16 protein-coding genes are annotated in these 16,386 nt (G+C 69.3%); 7 read left to right on the forward strand and 9 right to left on the reverse strand.

The window, feature by feature from the left end:
* Positions 1-19: 19 nt before the first annotated feature.
* A complete protein-coding gene (locus BJY22_RS08175; RefSeq protein ID WP_167204950.1) occupies positions 20-895 on the forward strand; it encodes a phosphoribosylaminoimidazolesuccinocarboxamide synthase in 876 nt (291 codons plus the stop codon).
* Here BJY22_RS08175 and BJY22_RS08180 read toward each other — a convergent pair.
* The 5 genes from BJY22_RS08180 to BJY22_RS08200 form a co-directional block, all read right to left on the reverse strand.
* Positions 892-1,380 carry a hypothetical protein gene (locus BJY22_RS08180; RefSeq protein WP_167204952.1) on the reverse strand — a complete coding sequence of 163 codons (489 nt, stop codon included), beginning with the start codon at positions 1,378-1,380 and terminating at the stop codon, positions 892-894. The genes BJY22_RS08175 and BJY22_RS08180 overlap by 4 nt on opposite strands.
* An 82-nt stretch (positions 1,381-1,462) precedes the next feature.
* On the reverse strand, positions 1,463-2,086 hold the full coding sequence (locus tag BJY22_RS08185; RefSeq protein WP_167204954.1) for a CDP-alcohol phosphatidyltransferase family protein: 624 nt from the start codon (positions 2,084-2,086) through the stop codon (positions 1,463-1,465).
* Positions 2,083-3,411: an FtsX-like permease family protein gene (locus BJY22_RS08190; protein ID WP_167204956.1), complete on the reverse strand. Its 1,329-nt coding sequence runs from the start codon at positions 3,409-3,411 to the stop codon at positions 2,083-2,085. Before BJY22_RS08190 ends, BJY22_RS08185 begins: the two co-directional genes overlap by 4 nt.
* Positions 3,411-4,082 carry an ABC transporter ATP-binding protein gene (locus BJY22_RS08195; protein WP_167204958.1) on the reverse strand — a complete coding sequence of 224 codons (672 nt, stop codon included), beginning with the start codon at positions 4,080-4,082 and terminating at the stop codon, positions 3,411-3,413. Before BJY22_RS08195 ends, BJY22_RS08190 begins: the two co-directional genes overlap by 1 nt.
* Positions 4,079-4,600 (reverse strand): PadR family transcriptional regulator, encoded by a 522-nt coding sequence (locus BJY22_RS08200; protein WP_167204960.1) that lies wholly within the window; start codon positions 4,598-4,600, stop codon positions 4,079-4,081. Before BJY22_RS08200 ends, BJY22_RS08195 begins: the two co-directional genes overlap by 4 nt.
* A gap of 113 nt (positions 4,601-4,713) precedes the next feature.
* Between BJY22_RS08200 and purS the strand changes: the two genes are divergently transcribed.
* The 4 genes from purS to purL are packed head-to-tail and all read left to right on the forward strand — an operon-like array spanning position 4,714 to position 9,992.
* Positions 4,714-4,965 (forward strand): phosphoribosylformylglycinamidine synthase subunit PurS, encoded by a 252-nt coding sequence (gene purS / locus BJY22_RS08205; protein WP_167204962.1) that lies wholly within the window; start codon positions 4,714-4,716, stop codon positions 4,963-4,965.
* Positions 4,962-5,630, forward strand: coding sequence for a phosphoribosylformylglycinamidine synthase subunit PurQ (gene purQ, locus BJY22_RS08210; protein WP_167204964.1), 669 nt, complete (start codon positions 4,962-4,964; stop codon positions 5,628-5,630). Before purS ends, purQ begins: the two co-directional genes overlap by 4 nt.
* A gap of 50 nt (positions 5,631-5,680) precedes the next feature.
* Positions 5,681-7,729 carry a hypothetical protein gene (locus BJY22_RS08215; protein ID WP_238350314.1) on the forward strand — a complete coding sequence of 683 codons (2,049 nt, stop codon included), beginning with the start codon at positions 5,681-5,683 and terminating at the stop codon, positions 7,727-7,729.
* Position 7,730: 1 nt separating this feature from the next.
* Positions 7,731-9,992, forward strand: a complete 2,262-nt coding sequence (gene purL, locus BJY22_RS08220; protein WP_167204966.1) for a phosphoribosylformylglycinamidine synthase subunit PurL — start codon at positions 7,731-7,733, stop codon at positions 9,990-9,992.
* Here the strand turns inward: purL and BJY22_RS08225 are convergent, their stop codons facing one another.
* A complete protein-coding gene (locus BJY22_RS08225) occupies positions 9,993-10,625 on the reverse strand; it encodes a hypothetical protein (RefSeq protein ID WP_167204968.1) in 633 nt (210 codons plus the stop codon). It lies immediately after the preceding gene.
* A gap of 193 nt (positions 10,626-10,818) precedes the next feature.
* Here BJY22_RS08225 and BJY22_RS08230 point away from each other — a divergent pair, with 193 nt between their 5' ends.
* A complete protein-coding gene (locus tag BJY22_RS08230; RefSeq protein ID WP_167204970.1) occupies positions 10,819-11,313 on the forward strand; it encodes a DUF1707 SHOCT-like domain-containing protein in 495 nt (164 codons plus the stop codon).
* Here the strand turns inward: BJY22_RS08230 and BJY22_RS08235 are convergent.
* Entirely contained in the window at positions 11,302-12,285 is a 984-nt protein-coding gene (locus BJY22_RS08235; protein WP_167204972.1) for a LacI family DNA-binding transcriptional regulator, read from the reverse strand. The genes BJY22_RS08230 and BJY22_RS08235 overlap by 12 nt on opposite strands.
* 173 nt (positions 12,286-12,458) lie before the next feature.
* On the opposite strand from BJY22_RS08235, the gene BJY22_RS08240 reads away from it, so the two are divergent.
* A complete protein-coding gene (locus tag BJY22_RS08240; protein ID WP_238350315.1) occupies positions 12,459-14,798 on the forward strand; it encodes a beta-L-arabinofuranosidase domain-containing protein in 2,340 nt (779 codons plus the stop codon).
* Here the strand turns inward: BJY22_RS08240 and BJY22_RS08245 are convergent.
* Complete coding sequence (locus tag BJY22_RS08245; protein WP_167204974.1) at positions 14,791-15,630, reverse strand: hypothetical protein; 840 nt, start codon at positions 15,628-15,630, stop codon at positions 14,791-14,793. The two genes, BJY22_RS08240 and BJY22_RS08245, sit on opposite strands and share 8 nt — an antisense overlap.
* The gene (locus BJY22_RS08250) at positions 15,617-16,213 is read right to left on the reverse strand and encodes an RNA polymerase sigma factor (RefSeq protein WP_202891031.1); all 597 of its coding nucleotides are present in this window, start codon (positions 16,211-16,213) and stop codon (positions 15,617-15,619) included. The genes BJY22_RS08245 and BJY22_RS08250 overlap by 14 nt, the downstream gene beginning before the upstream one ends.
* Positions 16,214-16,386: the final 173 nt, after the last annotated feature.

The following is a 16,386-nucleotide window of genomic DNA, read 5'->3' on the forward strand; positions in this document are numbered from 1 at the left end:
GGATGGAAGAATCGCTGCTGTGACCACACCTCCGCAGGCCCCTGAGATCGACGGTGCGAAGCACATCCACTCCGGCAAGGTCCGGGACCTGTACGAGCTGGAGTCCGGTGAGCTGCTGATGGTCGCGAGCGACCGGATGAGTGCGTTCGACTGGATCCTGGAGACGCTGATCCCCGACAAGGGGAAGGTGCTCACCGCGATGAGCCTGTGGTGGTTCGAGCAGCTCGACGTGCCGAACCACATCATCTCCACGGACGTACCGGCGGAGGTCGCCGGACGGGCCGTGGTGTGCGAGAAGCTGTCGATGTTCCCGGTCGAGTGCGTGGCCCGCGGATACCTGAGCGGCTCCGGCCTCGTGGACTACAACGCCACCGGCGCGGTGTGCGGGATCCCGCTGCCGGCGGGCCTGGTCGAGGGCTCGCGCCTGGAGACCCCGATCTTCACGCCGGCCACCAAGGCCGAGCTGGGCGACCACGACGAGAACGTGTCGTACGACGCGGTGGTGGCGACCGTCGGCGCGGACATCGCGGCCGTCCTGCGGCAGGCGACGCTCGACGTGTACAGCAAGGCGCGGGCGATGGCCGAGGAGCGCGGGATCATCCTGGCCGACACGAAGTTCGAGTTCGGGGCGCGGCCGGACGGGACGATCGTGCTGGCCGACGAGGTGCTGACGCCGGACTCGAGCCGCTTCTGGCCGGCCGACCAGTGGGCCCCGGGCAAGCAGCAGCCGTCGTACGACAAGCAGATCGTGCGGGACTGGCTGCAGTTCGAGTCCGGCTGGGACCGCGCGTCCGGTGAGGCCCCGCCGCCGCTGTCGGACGAGGTGGTCGAGCGGACGAGGTCTTCGTACATCAGCGCCTACGAGCAGCTGACCGGCCGGAAGTTCGAGGGCTAGAAAAGGCTCACGCCGAGCGCCAGCAGGACGAAGCGGGCGGTGCGGCCGGCCAGGACGGACAGCCCGAAAACGACGGTCCGCATCCGCGAGGCGCCGCCGATGATCGCCACGCCGTACAGCGGCGGGATGCCGACGAAGGAGCTCAGCAGGGTGACCGGGACGCCCCAGCGGCTGTCACTCATGGCGTCCAGCAGGCGCTTGCTGAGGTCCCGGTTGCGCTGCACGAACCGGCCCCAGCGGGTGTCCAGGTCGACGGCCTTGGGTTCCTTGGTCTTGCGGGCCGCGTAGCCGGGGCGGTAGCGGACGGCGAGGAACATCGCGACCTTGCCGGCCGTCTGGCCGACGGAGACGCCGATCGCGGCGACGACCGGGTCCAGGGCGTGCGTGGCCCCGAGCGCGAGGACGTACGCCTCCGCGTTCAGGAACGGTACGACGGCGGAGCCGATGCCGAAGCCCACCGCGAGTACCAGTTGCCACAGCCACATGTCTCCGAGGCTAAGGGCGATGACGGCCGTTGCCACGGGAGTTAGCCCCACTTCCGGGAGCGACCAGGGTCACACCTGACACTCACCGTGGCTCCCCGGGGACGGCGGGCCGGCGGCCGCAGAGGATCTCCACGAGCCGGTACGACGAGACCACCTTCACCACGCAGGCCGCGATCGCGACGGAGTACGGCAGCCAGTGCGCGCCGGTCTGGGCGCCGACGAGCAGCGAGATCACCACCGCGCCGGTGTTCATCGCCTTGGCGGGCTTGGACCAGTTCCAGAGGTAGATCGGCCGGTCGACCTTGTGGAAGTAGTTCGGGCTGAGCACCCACGGCCAGAGCAGGAACGCGAACGACAGCATGGTGTCCAGTACGCCGAACTGCACCAGGTAGATCGCCAGCGGCCCGATGGTCTCCGGGTACGTCGCCATGAACGCGGCCGCCAGCAGGAACGAGCACGCCCGGTCGCAGACGATGTCGAACACCGCACCGGACAGGGACTCTTCCTTCCGGCGGCGAGCCACCCAGCCGTCGAGGCTGTCGCCGAACCAGTACGAGAAGTACCCCAGCACCAGCCAGGTCAGGTCGCCGGTGCGGAACGCGTAGGTGGCGATCACCATCGCGATCACGGTCCGGATCAGGGTGATGCGGTTGGGCACACCCAGCAGGAGTGCCGGGCGGACGGCAAGCGGTACTGCGGTCGTCATGCTGCCCTCAGATTCTCGGGATCGAGTGCGTCCCGGAGTTGGTTGCGAAGCAGGAAGCCGGCGGCCGCGCCGCCGAGGTGACCGAGCAACCAGCCCCCGGCCGTCAGGGCTGCCGCGAGCAGCAGCGTGCCTGGATCGAACGGCTCCACCGCGCCGCCGGCCACCCGGTTGACGCCGGCGACCGCGCCGAACAGCAGACCGACGGCCAGGGCCGGAGCCGCGACGGTGGTCAGCTGACGGCGGATGACCCGTCGAAGGAACGGCAGGTCGACGCCGAGAGCGGTCAGGCTCGCGAACTGGCGACGCTGGTCGACCAGTTGGTCCGCGACGCCGACGATCAGTGCGGCCATGGCGGTCAGCACCACCAGCACGAGTCCGACGATCGCCAGCCCGAATCCGGTGTTGTAGAACGTCGCAGGCGCTGCCATGTTGTCGTCGTCGACGACGCTGGCGATTCCGCTCGCCATGGTGCCGACGAGGAAGCCGCAGCAGCCCAGCAGCATGCTGATCCGGGAGGAGGGCCTGGAGTCCGTCACCAGCCGGACGCCGGTCAGCAGGTTGGCCGGATCCGCGGATCGCTGCAGCCGTCGCCCTACTGCACGGATCCAGACCGCAGACATGTTGAAGAAGAACAGCGCCAGACCGGCCAGCAGGATCGTCGACCCCACGTAGCCCAGGTACTGCGAGGTGAGGAGCCCGAGCGCGATCAGTACAGGCCCGGCGATGATGCCGGTACGGCGCTGCGCTGTGGACTGCTGCTGCTCGCGCGCGACCGGCCCGTCGCGGTGCAGCAGGCTGCCGATGACCGCACCGGCCGCTGTCATCATCACAACGACCGGGACCCACATGGCCGCGTCCCACAGCTCCGCACCGGGAAGGACGCGGGTCATCCGGGGCAGTGCGCCGAACAGCAGACTCAGCAACAGGTAGGTCGGTCCCGCGAGCAGGCCTCCCGCCAGCCCCGCCATGGCCGCGTCGGTCACGGTCAGCTGCCGCAGTTGCTTTCTGGACGCACCTGCCAGCCGGAGCGCGGCCAGTCGCCGTTCGCGGGCCGCCGTACCCAGGCGCAGGGCCTGAACCGCCAGGCCTCCGGTGAGGACGGCGAGAATGATGAGGATCGCGATCAGGCCGGAGCGGAGGCCGCTCTCGGCGACGTAGTTGCTGTAGACCTCTGGACTCAGCTCGCCCTTGCCAAGACGGGCGATGCGCAGTGCCCCGAGGAGGACGGCGCCGCTCAGAGCCAGAGCCGCAGTGGCCAGCTGGACGCGGTTGCGGTCGGCAGGGGTCCGCGAGCGAGCCAGCTGCACCAGCGTCTCGAGCGTCATCAGAGCGCCACCTCGTGCTGGATCAGGCCGTCACGCAGCCGGATCTCGCGATCCGCCGAGGCAGCGACGAGGTTGTCGTGCGTAACCATCAGCAGGGCTGAGCCACGCTGACGAGCGGCTTCCAGCAGTACGTCGAGCAGTTCCTGGCCGGCCCGGCTGTCCAAGCTGCCGGTCGGCTCGTCCGCGAGTACTACGGACGGTCCGGTGATCAATGCGCGCGCTACCGCGGCACGCTGGGTCTGGCCGCCGGACAACTCGGCTGGAACGGCAGTTGCATCGTCAGCGATGCCGACCTGTTCCAGCCAGTTCATCGCGGACACGTGCGCTTCGCCGCGCTCATGACCGCCCAGGAGCAGCGGCAGCGCCACGTTGTCGACCAGCGGCAGGTCGGGCACCAGTTGTCCGAACTGCAGCACGATGCCGATCTTCGTACGCCGGAGTGCCGCGCGCCGTTCTTCCGGCAGCGCAGCCAGGTCCTGACCGTCCACCTGGACCGTGCCGGCGTCCGGAGCGAGGATGCCCGCCGCGCAGTGCAGCAGTGTCGACTTGCCGCAGCCGCTCGCACCGGTGACAGCGACGACCTCACCCGGCTTGAGCTGCAGGCTGACGCCACGCAGCGCCGCGTTGCGTCGGTACGAGTACTCGACGCGCTCCAATGCCAAGGCATTCATGGGCGAGCTCCCCTCTGCTCCGAGATGCGGTCCAGGGCGCTGTCCAGCCAGCGCAGATCGGCGTCGAGATGGGCCACGATGTACTCGCGGACCAGTGGTGAGGTCGGGTCGTCGTCGGCCGGGGTCTCCCGCAGTTCCCGGATGCGGCGGAGGTGGCTGGCGCGCTGACGGGCCAGGAACCCTGCGGCGTCGCCCCCTGTCCGGATGGCCGCCACCAGCTTCCGCAGTACCTCGTCGGCACTGCCCCAGGCCGGCGGGACCGGATCGGTGAGCCAGTCCGCGAGGTGGTCTCGGCCCTTGCTGGTGAGTGCGTAGACGGTCCGGTCCGGGCCGCCGCCGGAGGTCTTGTCGACCACCTCGACCAGTCCGTCCCGCTCCAGCCGCCCGAGCGTCGTGTACACCTGCCCGAACGCCAGCGGCCGGCTGTCCGGGAACCACGCGTCGTGACCGCGCTTCACGTCGTACCCGTGCGCGGGCCCGGCGGACAGCAGTCCCAGGACGAGCTCCGCAGTGGCCATGACCGGAACTATACACCCCGTGTATGTACTGAGTGAATAGTTGTCGATGCGGGAGTTCCGGGCGCCGGTCGGTAGGATTCAGGCGTCACCCCGCAACGAACCTGGAGTAGTCAGTGGCTCGCGTTGTCGTCGACGTCATGCTCAAGCCCGAGATCCTCGACCCGCAGGGCAAGGCGGTGCACGGCGCGTTCGGCCGGCTCGGCTTCGACGGCGTGGCCGACGTCCGGCAGGGAAAGCGCTTCGAGATCACCCTGGACGGTGAGGCGACCGAGGAGCGGGTCGCCGAGATCCGGAAGGCCGCGGACACCTTGCTGGCCAACCCGGTGATCGAGGACTACACGCTGCACGTGGAGACCGGGCAGTGAAGATCGGGGTCGTCACCTTCCCGGGTTCGCTCGACGACGTCGACGCCCGCCGCGCGGCCGCGGTCGCGGGCGCCGAGGCGGTCGCGCTCTGGCACGGCGACGCGGACCTGCACGGCGTGGACGCGGTCGTCCTGCCCGGCGGGTTCTCGTACGGCGACTACCTGCGCGCCGGTGCGATCTCCCGGTTCGCGCCGGTGATGGAGACGATCATCAAGCGCGCCGGCGAGGGGATGCCGGTGCTCGGCATCTGCAACGGCTTCCAGGTGCTCTGCGAGTCGCACCTGCTGCCCGGCGCCCTGATCAAGAACCACCACCGCAAGTTCGTCTGCAAGGACCAGGCGCTGCGGATCGAGAACAACAGCACCGCGTGGACCAGCGACTACGACGCGAACCACGAGATCACCATCGTGCTGAAGAACCAGGACGGTTCGTACGTCGCCGACGAGGCGACGCTGGATCGGCTGGAGGGGGAGGGCCGGGTCGTGGCCCGCTACCTCGGCAACCCGAACGGCTCGTACCGCGACATCGCCGGGATCACCAACGAGCGCGGCAACGTGGTCGGCCTGATGCCGCACCCGGAGCACGCCGTCGAGACACTCACCGGCCCGACCACGGACGGCCTGGGCTTCTTCACCTCGGTGCTGAAGGCCGTCGTCGCCTCCTGATGAAGCGGTTGGTGGTGGGGCGGACATGGCCCCGCCAGACCCTTCTCCGCGTGGCCGCGGTCGTGGCCGCGACCGCCGCCGCGGTGATCGGCGTGATCGCGCAGCCGACGTCGGCGAGCGCCGCGCCGGCGAACCCCTCCAGCCTGCTCGCGAAGGTCGTCGTGATCGGCGTACCCGGCCTGACCTGGTACGACGTGAAGTCGTCGCCGGAGCTGACCGCGTTGGTGGACCAGTCCCACGTCGGCTCGATCTCGGTGAAGACGGCCGGGCCGCACACCTGTCCTGTCGACGGCTGGCTGACGGTCAGCGCGGGGACGCGGGCCTGGGGGAGCGCGTCCGACCAGCCCTGCCGTGAGCTGCCGGCCGTGACCAACGGGAAGGTGGCCGACTGGCAGACGTACGTCGACCGCCAGGCCGAGCACCACACCGGCGCACCGATCGGCCGGCTCGGCCAGACCGGCTACCCGATCTGCGGCTTCGGCCCCGGCGCCGCGATCGCGCTGGCGAAGAGCGACGGCTCCGTCGCGAACTGGCAGCCTGAGTTCGACCGCGCCCGGCTGGCGAGCCCCGACTGCGGTGACGCGGTCGTCGACGCCGGTGCGTTGCCGCCGCGCGAGGGCCGGGCCGAGGCGCGTCAGAACGTCGCGCGGCTGGTCGCCGAAGCCCGCGCAGCCGGTGGCTGGGTGCTGCTCGTCGGCATCGGCCAGGAGCTCGCGAACGCGCACCAGCAGCCGCTGGTCGCGATGCAACTGCCGCCGGACAACGGGCCGCGCTGGCTGACCAGCGACAGCACCCGGCGCCCCGGCCTGATCCAGCTGACTGACGTGACGGCGACGATCCTCAAGGGCCGCACTCCGGCCGCGGTGGACCCGGCAGGCTCGGCGACGACCGGTCCTCTGGACGGCACCGAGATCCACTTCACCGGCGACCGCCACACGGATGCGGCCGCCGTGATCGAGGACAGGCTGGACACCAACGAGCGGTTCGAGCAGCCGCGGCCCGTCCTGTTCGCGGTGGCGCTGACGATCGTGGCCGCGGAAGTGCTCGCGCTGCTCTGGTTCGTACTCCGGCGTTCGCCCGCGTCCCGGCGTACCGCGGTGTTCGCGTTGCTGGTGCAGGGCGGGTTCTTCGTCGGAGTCTTCCTGTCCACGGCGACCATGTGGTGGCGCTGGCCATCACCCGGTTTCTCCTTGTACTGCGTGGTTCTCGGGATCAGCGTGGTGTCCGCTGCGGTGGCACAGGTCGTGCTGAAGCGGTACGCGTTCCTCGGACTCGCACTGGCGGCGTACCTGATCCTGCTGGTCGACGGCGTGCTCGGTACGCCGCTGCAGGTCGGCAGCATGTTCGCCGACGGACCAGTGATCGGCGGGCGCTTCTACGGCTTCGGCAACTCCACCTTCGCGACACTGGCGGTCGGCGCGCTGGTCACGGCCGGGTGGGTCGCGCAGAAGCTCATCGACAAGAGCAGGGTGCAGGCAGCGGTCGCCGTACTGGTCATCGGGGGCGCTGCGATCGTGGTGGACGGCCGACCGGGCTGGGGGACGGACTTCGGCGGCATCATCGCGCTGACACCGGCTGTGCTGCTGATGGCCTGGCTGACGTGGCGCGGGAGCATCTCACTGCGCGCACTGATCGGCGTGGGCGCGGCCGGCGTACTGGTTGTGTCCGCGGTCGCCTTCCTCGACTACCTGCGTCCGCCCGAACAGCGCAGTCACTTCGGCACGTTCGTCGCCCGGCTGCTCGACGGTGACGTCGCAGATGTCTTCATCCGGAAGCTGCAGATGGCTGTCCAGTTCTTCGCCGGCCCGTCCGGCTGGGCGATGCTCGTCGCCGTCGTTTTCTGCATGCTGGCCACGGTCCTGCCGCAGCGGGTGCCGTCGGAGTCCTACCGCGCCTTCTACAGCAGCTTCCCGATGATCCGCCCCACCCTGATCGCACTGTCGACCTGTGGTCTGGTCGGCATGCTCCTCAACGACGCGGGCGTCGCCCTCCCCGCGATCATGGTCGGCTTCGCCGTCCCGATCCTGGTAGCGCATCTGATCGCGTCCCACCGGCCAGCTACCGTTTCACCTGAGCCCCACCTAGTGCAGGAGTCCTGAGTTGTCGACCGACACCGTTAGCAACGCCACCAGCACCCCGGACGTCGAGCAGCCGTGGGCTGAGCTCGGGCTGAAGCCGGACGAGTACCAGCGGATCCGGGACATCCTCGGCCGCCGCCCGACCAGCTGCGAGCTGGCGATGTACTCGGTGATGTGGAGCGAGCACTGCTCGTACAAGTCGTCCAAGGTGCACCTGAAGCGCTTCGGCGAGATCCCGCAGGAGACCCCGGCCGGAAAGATGCTGGCCGGTATCGGCGAGAACGCCGGCGTCATCGACATCGGCGAGGGGTACGCCGTCACGTTCAAGGTCGAGTCGCACAACCACCCGTCGTACGTCGAGCCGTACCAGGGCGCGGCCACCGGGGTCGGCGGCATCGTCCGCGACATCATCGCGATGGGCGCCCGCCCGGTCGCGGTCATGGACCCGCTGCGCTTCGGCCCGCTGGACGCCCCGGACACCAAGCGCGTGCTGCCGGGGATCGTGTCCGGCATCGGCGGCTACGGGAACAGCCTCGGCCTGCCGAACATCGGCGGCGAGGTCGTCTTCGACCCGACGTACCTCGGCAACCCGCTCGTGAACGCGCTCTGCGTCGGCGTGATGCGGCACGAGGACCTCCACCTCGCGAACGCGACCGGCGTCGGCAACCAGATGATCCTGTACGGCGCCAAGACGGGCGGCGACGGTATCGGCGGCGTGTCCGTGCTGGCGTCGGAGACCTTCGCGGAGGGCGGCCCGACCAAGCGGCCGGCGGTCCAGGTCGGCGACCCGTTCATGGAAAAGCTGCTGATCGAGTGCACGCTCGAGCTCTTCGCCGCGAACGTCGTCGAGGGCATCCAGGACCTCGGCGGCGGCGGCCTGTCCTGTGCGACGTCCGAGCTCGCCAGCGCGGGCGACGGTGGCATGCGGGTGTCGCTGGACAAGGTTCCGCTGCGGGATGCCTCGCTGTCACCCGAAGAGATCCTGATGAGCGAGTCGCAGGAACGCATGATGGCCTGCGTCACCCCGGAGAACGTCGAGGCGTTCCTGAAGATCTGTGAGAAGTGGGACGTCCAGGCCGATGTGATCGGTGAGGTGACCGACACCGGGCGGCTGGAGATCGACTGGCACGGTGAGCGGGTCGTCGACGTCCTGCCGGAGACCGTCGCGCACGAAGGCCCGGTCTACCACCGTCCGTACGAGCGGCCGTCCTGGCAGGACGAGCTGCAGGCGGACGGTGCCGAGAAGTTGCCGCGGGCAAGCAGTGGCGCGGAGCTGCGGGACACGCTGCTGAAACTGATCGCCTCGCCGAACCTCTGTGACAAGTCCTGGGTGACGGACCAGTACGACCGGTACGTGCTCGGCAACTCGGTGCTCGCGCAGCCCGAGGACAGCGGCATGATCCGGGTCGACGAGACCAGCGGCCTCGGCGTCGCCGTGTCGACCGACTGCAACGGCCGGTTCGCCAAGCTCGACCCCTACACCGGCGCCAAGCTCGCGCTCGCCGAGTCGTTCCGGAACGTCGCGACCACTGGCGCCCGCCCGGTCGCGGTCACCGACTGCCTGAACTTCGGCTCGCCGGAGGACCCGGCGGTGATGTGGCAGTTCACCGAGGCGATCCGCGGCCTGGTCGACGGCTGCAAGGAGCTCGGCATCCCGGTCACCGGTGGGAACGTCTCGTTCTACAACCAGACCGGCGAGACCGCGATCCTGCCGACCCCGGTGGTCGGTGTGCTGGGCGTGATCGACGACGTCACCCGGCGTACGCCGATCGGGTTCACGGCCGAGATGGAGGGCCACCAGCTGTACCTGCTCGGTGAGACCGAGGAGGAGCTGTCCGGGTCCGAGTGGGCGCACGTCGTCCACGGCCACCTGGGCGGGCGGCCGCCGGCGGTGGACCTGGCCGCGGAGCAGCAGTTGGCCGACATCCTGATCAACGCGTCGCGGGACGGCCTGATCGACGCGGCGCACGACGTCAGCGACGGCGGTGTCGCGCAGACGCTGGTCGAGTCCGCGCTGCGCGGCGGCGTCGGCGCGCGGGTGTGGGCGCCGGACGGTCTCGACCCGTTCGTGTTCCTGTTCGCGGAATCGGCCGGCCGCGCGGTGGTCGCCGTACCGCGGACGGAGGAGGTGCGGTTCACGGACATGTGCACCGCCCGCCGCTTCCCGCACGCGAAAATCGGCGTCATCACCGGCGACACCCTCGACGTCCAGGACCAGTTCGAGGTCCCGCTCACCGAGCTGCGGACCGCGTGGACGGCAACGCTGCCGTCCGTCCTGAACTGATCAGCCGACCAGCGCCACCCGCTCAGTTGCCACGGCCATGACCTTTGCAAGGCCGGCCTTGTCCTGAGGGCGACCGGCGACGGTGAGCTCGATGTAGGCTCGCCGGCCGCTCTCGAAGGTGTCGACGAAGCGGGTGGTGACCAGGCGCTTGCCGCGGGAACCGTCACGGTAGGTGTAGGTGATCTCGGTGTACGCGACGCGGGGCGCGTCCCATCCGACCTTCGATGCCGTGCTGCCGTTGGTGCGGGACACCAACTGGAAGCCGGCGACGCCGTGCAGAGCGTGGACCCGCTGGTCGGCGCCGCGGCTCGTGCCGACCTTGCCGCCGAGGCCGCCGTTGACACGGAGCATCCAGGTGTTCGAGCTGTCGGTGAACTTCGCGTGCTGCAGGCTGAGCTGGGTGAACTTCCACCCCTTCGGCGCGTGGACCGCGACGCCGCAGTGCCGGCCCCGGCCCCAGCACTTGTAGCCGAAGTGCAGGCTCGACGCCTTGAGCGCCGGCTTGGCCTGCGTGCTGACGACAGCGGCCCGGGCCGGTACGGCGGCCTCGCTGGGCGCCAGGCCGAGGAACAGCCCCGCGGCGCTGACGATCGCGGCGCCGGTCAGTACGCGTGCGGTGAGCTTCTTGTTCATGGCATTTCCTTTGCGGTCAGGGGCTCCGTGCGGCCCGTCAGGACACAAGATGGCCTGGTGGCCGTGCGGGGTTGAGCGCCGATCTTGTGAGCAGCGTCTCCAGGGAACCGGCGAACCATCCGGCCTGACGCGTCGTCAGAAGACGCCTTCTGAGCCGTCTGGCACACTCGGTGGAGAGGGAGTGAGGTGACTGATGGCGGAGCAGCGGCCGGTCAAGGCGGGGGAATGGGTCGGGATGGCTGCGCCGGCCGGCCGGGAGGCGCGGGAGGTCGCGGCCCGGCGGCGGCTGGCGAACATCCGGCTGACCGAGGAGGAGCGCCACCGGTGCACCGACGACCTGGCCGAGCAGTTCGCGATCGGGCGGCTGGACGAGGACGAGTTGCACCGCCGCGTCGACCTGCTGAACAACGCCGTCACCCATGGCGAGCTGCAGCCCGTGTTCGCCGGTCTGCCGACCCCGTCGCTGTACAAGATCGAGCCGCGCAAGCCCGGCCGGTGGCGGTGGGCGGCGTTCGTGGGTGCGGTGTGGATGGCGCTGCCGTTCGCGCTGACCGGGCTGGTGTTCCTGGTCTTCGGCCGTGAGATCGCCGCGGCGATCTTCGGGCTGCCCGCGCTCGCCTGGGTGTTCTTCACCTACCGCTGGGCGTCCCGGCCGCGGCGCGAAGAGCGCAAGCAGTCAGGTCCCTAGCGTCGACTCCCGGGTGATCAACTGGGCGGGGAGCTCCAGTACGCCGTGATGCGCGCGGCCGTCGATCGCTTCGAGCAGGAGTGTGGCGGCACGCCGGCCGAGCTCCTCGAGACGCAGGTCGACCGTGGTCAGTGGTGGCCGGCTGGCCAGCGCCATGACCGGCCAGTTGTCGTACCCGGTGACCGCGATGTCGCCGGGGACCGAGTGGCCGAGTTCGCGGAGTCGTTCGCAGACGCCGCGGGCGATCTGGTCGCTGCCGCAGCTGATCGCGTCCGGGCGTTGCCGCAGTACCAGATCTGTTGCCTGACGGCCCCACTGCTCGCTCCACTCGCCGTACACCGGCTCACCGCAGAGCGCGTCGCCGGCTGAGGCGACGACCGCTTCGGCGCGCTGGACGGCGGAGCGGTGGTGGGACGGGCCGGTGATGTGGGCGATCCGGGTCCGGCCGAGGCTGAGCAGATGTGTGACCGTCGAGGCGGCGCCGGCCGTGTCGTCGACGACGACCGACGCGTCCTCGGGATCGGTGGAGGGGGCGAGCGCGTAGACGACGGGCAGCGAGACGTTGATCGGACGGCGCGGCTCGGTCCGGCGGCCGGTGACGACGATGCCGTCGACGCCGCGGGCGACCAGCGACCGCAGGTACGTCTGCTCGCGCAGCGGATCGTCCCGGGTGTCGCACAGGACGGTCGCCAGTTCACCGGCGCTCAGGACGTCCTCGACGCCGCGCATGATCGGGATGCTGAAGCGGCCGGAGCTGTCGGTGGTCAGCAGGGCGACGGTGAACGTCCGCCCGGACGAGAGCGCGCGTCCGCGGGCGTCCGGTGTGAACCCGAGTTGCGCGGCGGCCCGCCGGACCCGGTCCCTGGTCTCCTGGCTCAGTTGGCCGGTGTTGTTGAGCGCCTTCGACGCGGTGCCGGCGGACACCCCGGCGAGCGCGGCGACGTCCGCCATCCGCACGGCTGCCCTCTTCATCGTGTTTCCTCCCGGTCTCGCGCGGCAGCTTAGCAGGATCGTCGCAGGACCCTGCTGACCTGCGCTTCGATCGTGACCGAGGCTGCTCCGAGTGCTACGTTGTCAACGACGGAAAACGTGTGCGGTCTTTCCGTCGGTGTGATGCCCGCCCCGTCACCCGAAAGGCCTGCCCCATGCCCCGACCGACCCCCGAAGGAATGCCCGCCGGCCGTGGTGGTCACTACGTCCCGCAGCGCGCGCCGCTCCGGGCCGTCCCGTTCCAGAAGCTCCCACCGGGTGCGATCGAGCCGCGCGGCTGGCTCGCGCAGCAGCTCGAGCTGCAGGTCAACGGCCTCTGCGGCCGGTACGACGAGATCTCGGACTTCCTGGTCTACGACACGAACGGCTGGGTCGATCCGGCACAGGGAGCCTGGGAGGAGCTGCCGTACTGGCTTCGTGGCTTCGGCGACCTCGGCTACGTCACCGGCGACACCGGGGTCCTGACCAGGACGCAGCGCTGGATGGAAGGCATCCTCGCGACCCAGGCGGCCGACGGGTGGTTCGGTCCGGAGCGGTTACGGACGTCGCTGGAGAGCGGCCCGGACTTCTGGCCGGGCATGCCGCTGCTGGCGGCGTTCCGGTCCTGGTACGAGTACTCCGGTGACGAGCGGGTGCTCCCGTTCATGACGAAGTACTTGCGCTTCCAGAACACGCAGCCGCCGGAGGTGTTCAACCGGTCGTGGGGTGCGTTCCGCTGGGGCGACAACATCGACAGTGCGTACTGGCTCTACAACCGCACCGGGGAGTCGTGGCTGCTCGACCTGGTGACGAAGATGCACGGCGGGTCGGCGGACTACGTCAACGGCATCCCGACGTGGCACAACGTCAACATCGCACAGGGGTTCCGTGAACCGCTGCAGTACTGGTTGTTGTCCGGAGACGAGCAGCATCGCGCGGCGACGTACCGGAACTATGCGACGGTCATGGGGCTCTACGGCCAGTTCCCCGGTGGTGGGTTTGCCGGGGACGAGAACTCGCGGCCGGGGTTCGGTGACGCGCGGCAGGGGTTCGAGACGTGCGGGATCGTCGAGTTGATGCACAGCTGCGAGATGCTCACCCGCTTCACCGGGGACATCGCCTGGACGGACAGGTGCGAGGAGCTGGCGTTCAACTCGCTGCCCGCGTCGTATGACCCGCAGCAGCAGGTCATGCACTACATCACCTGTGCGAACAGCGTGCAGCTCGACGACCAGCGCAAGCACGGGCAGTTCCAGAACCCGTTCGCCATGGGGGCTTACAAGTACGGCGTACATCAGTACCGCTGCTGCCCGCACAACTACGGCATGGGCTGGCCGTACTACGTGCAGGAGCTCTGGCTGGCCACTACGGACGACGGTCTGGCCGCGTCGATGTACGCCGCCAGCAAGGTGACTGCCACCGTCGGAGCCGGCTCTGGTCAGACGGTCAGCGTGGTGCAGGACACGGACTACCCGTTCTCCGACCGGATCACGTTCACTGTGCAGACGCAGCGACTGGTCCGATTCCCCTTCTATCTAAGGCGTCCCGGCTGGGCGCAGGATGCCACGGTGAAGGTCAACGGGCAGCAGGTACGCGTGTCTGGTGACTGGATGAAGCTGGACCGTATCTGGCATGCCGGTGATCGCGTGGAGCTGACCTTGCCGATGCACACCACCACGCGAGTCTGGGACGACAACCAGAACGCGGTGTCCGTCGACCGCGGTCCGTTGACGTACTCACTGGCCATCGACGAACGCTACGAGCGCATCGGTGGCACGGAGGAGTGGCCGGAGCTGTCCGTCTACCCGGAGTCCAACTGGAACTACGGTCTCGTCGCAGGTGCCCCGTTCGACCTGGTACGACGCAACGGTGGCGGCAACCCGTTCACTCACGAAGGTGTGCCGCTCGCACTGACCACACAGGCCCGGCGGATCCCGCAGTGGGAGACGGATACCGAGGACGTTGTCGGACTGCTGCAGCCGAGTCCTGTGCAGTCGGACGAACCTGTGGAGACCGTGACCCTCATCCCTATGGGTGCAGCCCGGCTGCGCATCACGTCGTTCCCACAGGTCTCCCCGCACGGCAAGGAGTGGATTTACCGGACCAGGATCACCGCGTCGCACGTGAACGACGGTGACTCGCTCGAGGCGCCGGACAGCGGTCGTACGCCGGAATCCTCTGCAGACACGTCGATCCCGCGCTTCACGTGGTGGGACCGGCGCGGGACGACGGAGTGGATCGAGTACGACCTGCGCTCGGTACGCGAGCTCTCGGAGGTGTCGGCGTACTGGTTCGACGACAGCGGGTTCGGTCAGTGCCGTGTGCCGCAGTCGTGGCGGGTGTTGTGGCTGGACGGGGAGACCTGGCGGCCGGTTGAGAACACCACGCCGTACGACGTGGCGGTCGACCGCTCCAACATCACCACCTTCACACCAGTGCGGACGCAGTACGTCCGGGTGGAGGCCGTACTGCGTCCGACGTTCTCTGGTGGCTTGCTGCAGTTGAGCTTTACCTAGTGGGCGTCGCGTCGACGAAGAGGGTTACCTCGCCCTCTGCGAACGTCTGCGCACTGTGGACGTACCAGCTGCCGGGCGGAGTCTGTCCCGGCCGCTGGTAGTTCGGGCCCTTGTCCAGGAGGTACTCGATCTCCCGGACGCCACGGCTGCGCAGCAGCGGCAGGACCTGGTCGATCGTCCTGTTCTTCACCGTGAGGCCGGCGAGCACCTCGCCCTTGTCAGTCGCGGACGACGAGGAGTGCACGTACAGCTCGCCCGGCTTCGCGGCGCGGCCGAACTGGATCTCTGACGTACCGTCGTAGTTCTTCGGCAGCTCCACGCCCTCCTGGCAGCCCGGGTCCGAGGCGTTCAGCGTGCCGTTGCACTGCTCGCCAGGCTCGAGCAGGCGGAGCTGGTTCATGTCCTGCTCGTTCCTGCCGCTGAAGCTGATCATCCTGCCGACCCAGGGTGCGCTGACCGGGACGGCCTTGACCGTCACGTCCAGGCCCATCTCCTTGAACTCGGCGTTGTAGCGCTCCGGGTCCGCCTTCGGGTCGACGACGCGGACGATCAGCTTGTCGCCGCGCTCGGTGAACGAGAGCGCCTGCGGCTGGTCCTGGTTCGGGCGGTTGGCCACGGTCGCCCCGACAACTCCGGCGATCAGCATCGTGCAGGCAGCGATCAGAACGAGCCGGCGGGGCTGAGGCGAGCGGCGGCGCAGAGGCACTACCGGAGCAGTGTCCGCAGTGGTGACGGCCTCGGACAGCTCGGCCCAGGCGTCGTCGGAGACCCGGTCGGTGGTCTGGTGCGGGTTCAGGCCGCGCACCGCGGCGTCGATGTCAGGCGTCTTCATGGGAGACCTCTTCTGTCAGGGCGACCACGGAGCGGTTCGCGAGCGGGGCGGTGATCAACTTGGCGAACCGCTTCCGGGCGCGGTGCAGCCTGATCCGTACGGCGTTGCGCGAGATGCCGAGCACGGTCGCGATCTGGGCGGTGTCGAGATCCTCCCAGGCGACCAGGGACAGCAGCTCCCGGTCCTGCTCCGGCAGCGCGCGGAACGCACGTGCCGCGGGTGTGTCGTCCAGCTGCGGCTGCACGTCCGGTGTGCTGTCGCTGAGCTCGATGACGAGCTTGGTCGCCAGAGCGTGCCGGCGACCCTCACCGCGGCGGTGGTTGGCCAGGGCCCGGCGCGCAACGCCGTACAGCCATGGTCTGGTCTGTGGGTCGAGCGGTATGTCGTCCAGTCGGCGCCAGGCCACCAGGAACGTGTCGGCGAGCAGGTCCGCGGCGTCGTGGCCGCTGTCGGTCCGGCGGCGCAGGTACCCGAGCACGGCCGACCGGTGCGCCGCGAAGACCTGTTCGAACCGCTCCCGGCGTGCATCTGGTGGCGGGTCGTGCACGACTCCCTCACTCACCGGCCCGGTGCGAGCCTCCATCGGTATCAGCGTCATACCCGGTACATGTCCAGCACCCCGTCCACCCATTTCACCCGACCGAGATTGCAGCTTCCTGCAGCTTTCCGTGTGGTTTCGATGACCGCACGCGTACCTCCACGCACGCAGAACTCCGCCGAAAGGCCCCTTTTGGTCCATTTCATGGGGTTCTGCCT

It is taken from the genome of Kribbella shirazensis (genome assembly GCF_011761605.1).
GTDB lineage: Bacteria > Actinomycetota > Actinomycetes > Propionibacteriales > Kribbellaceae > Kribbella > Kribbella shirazensis.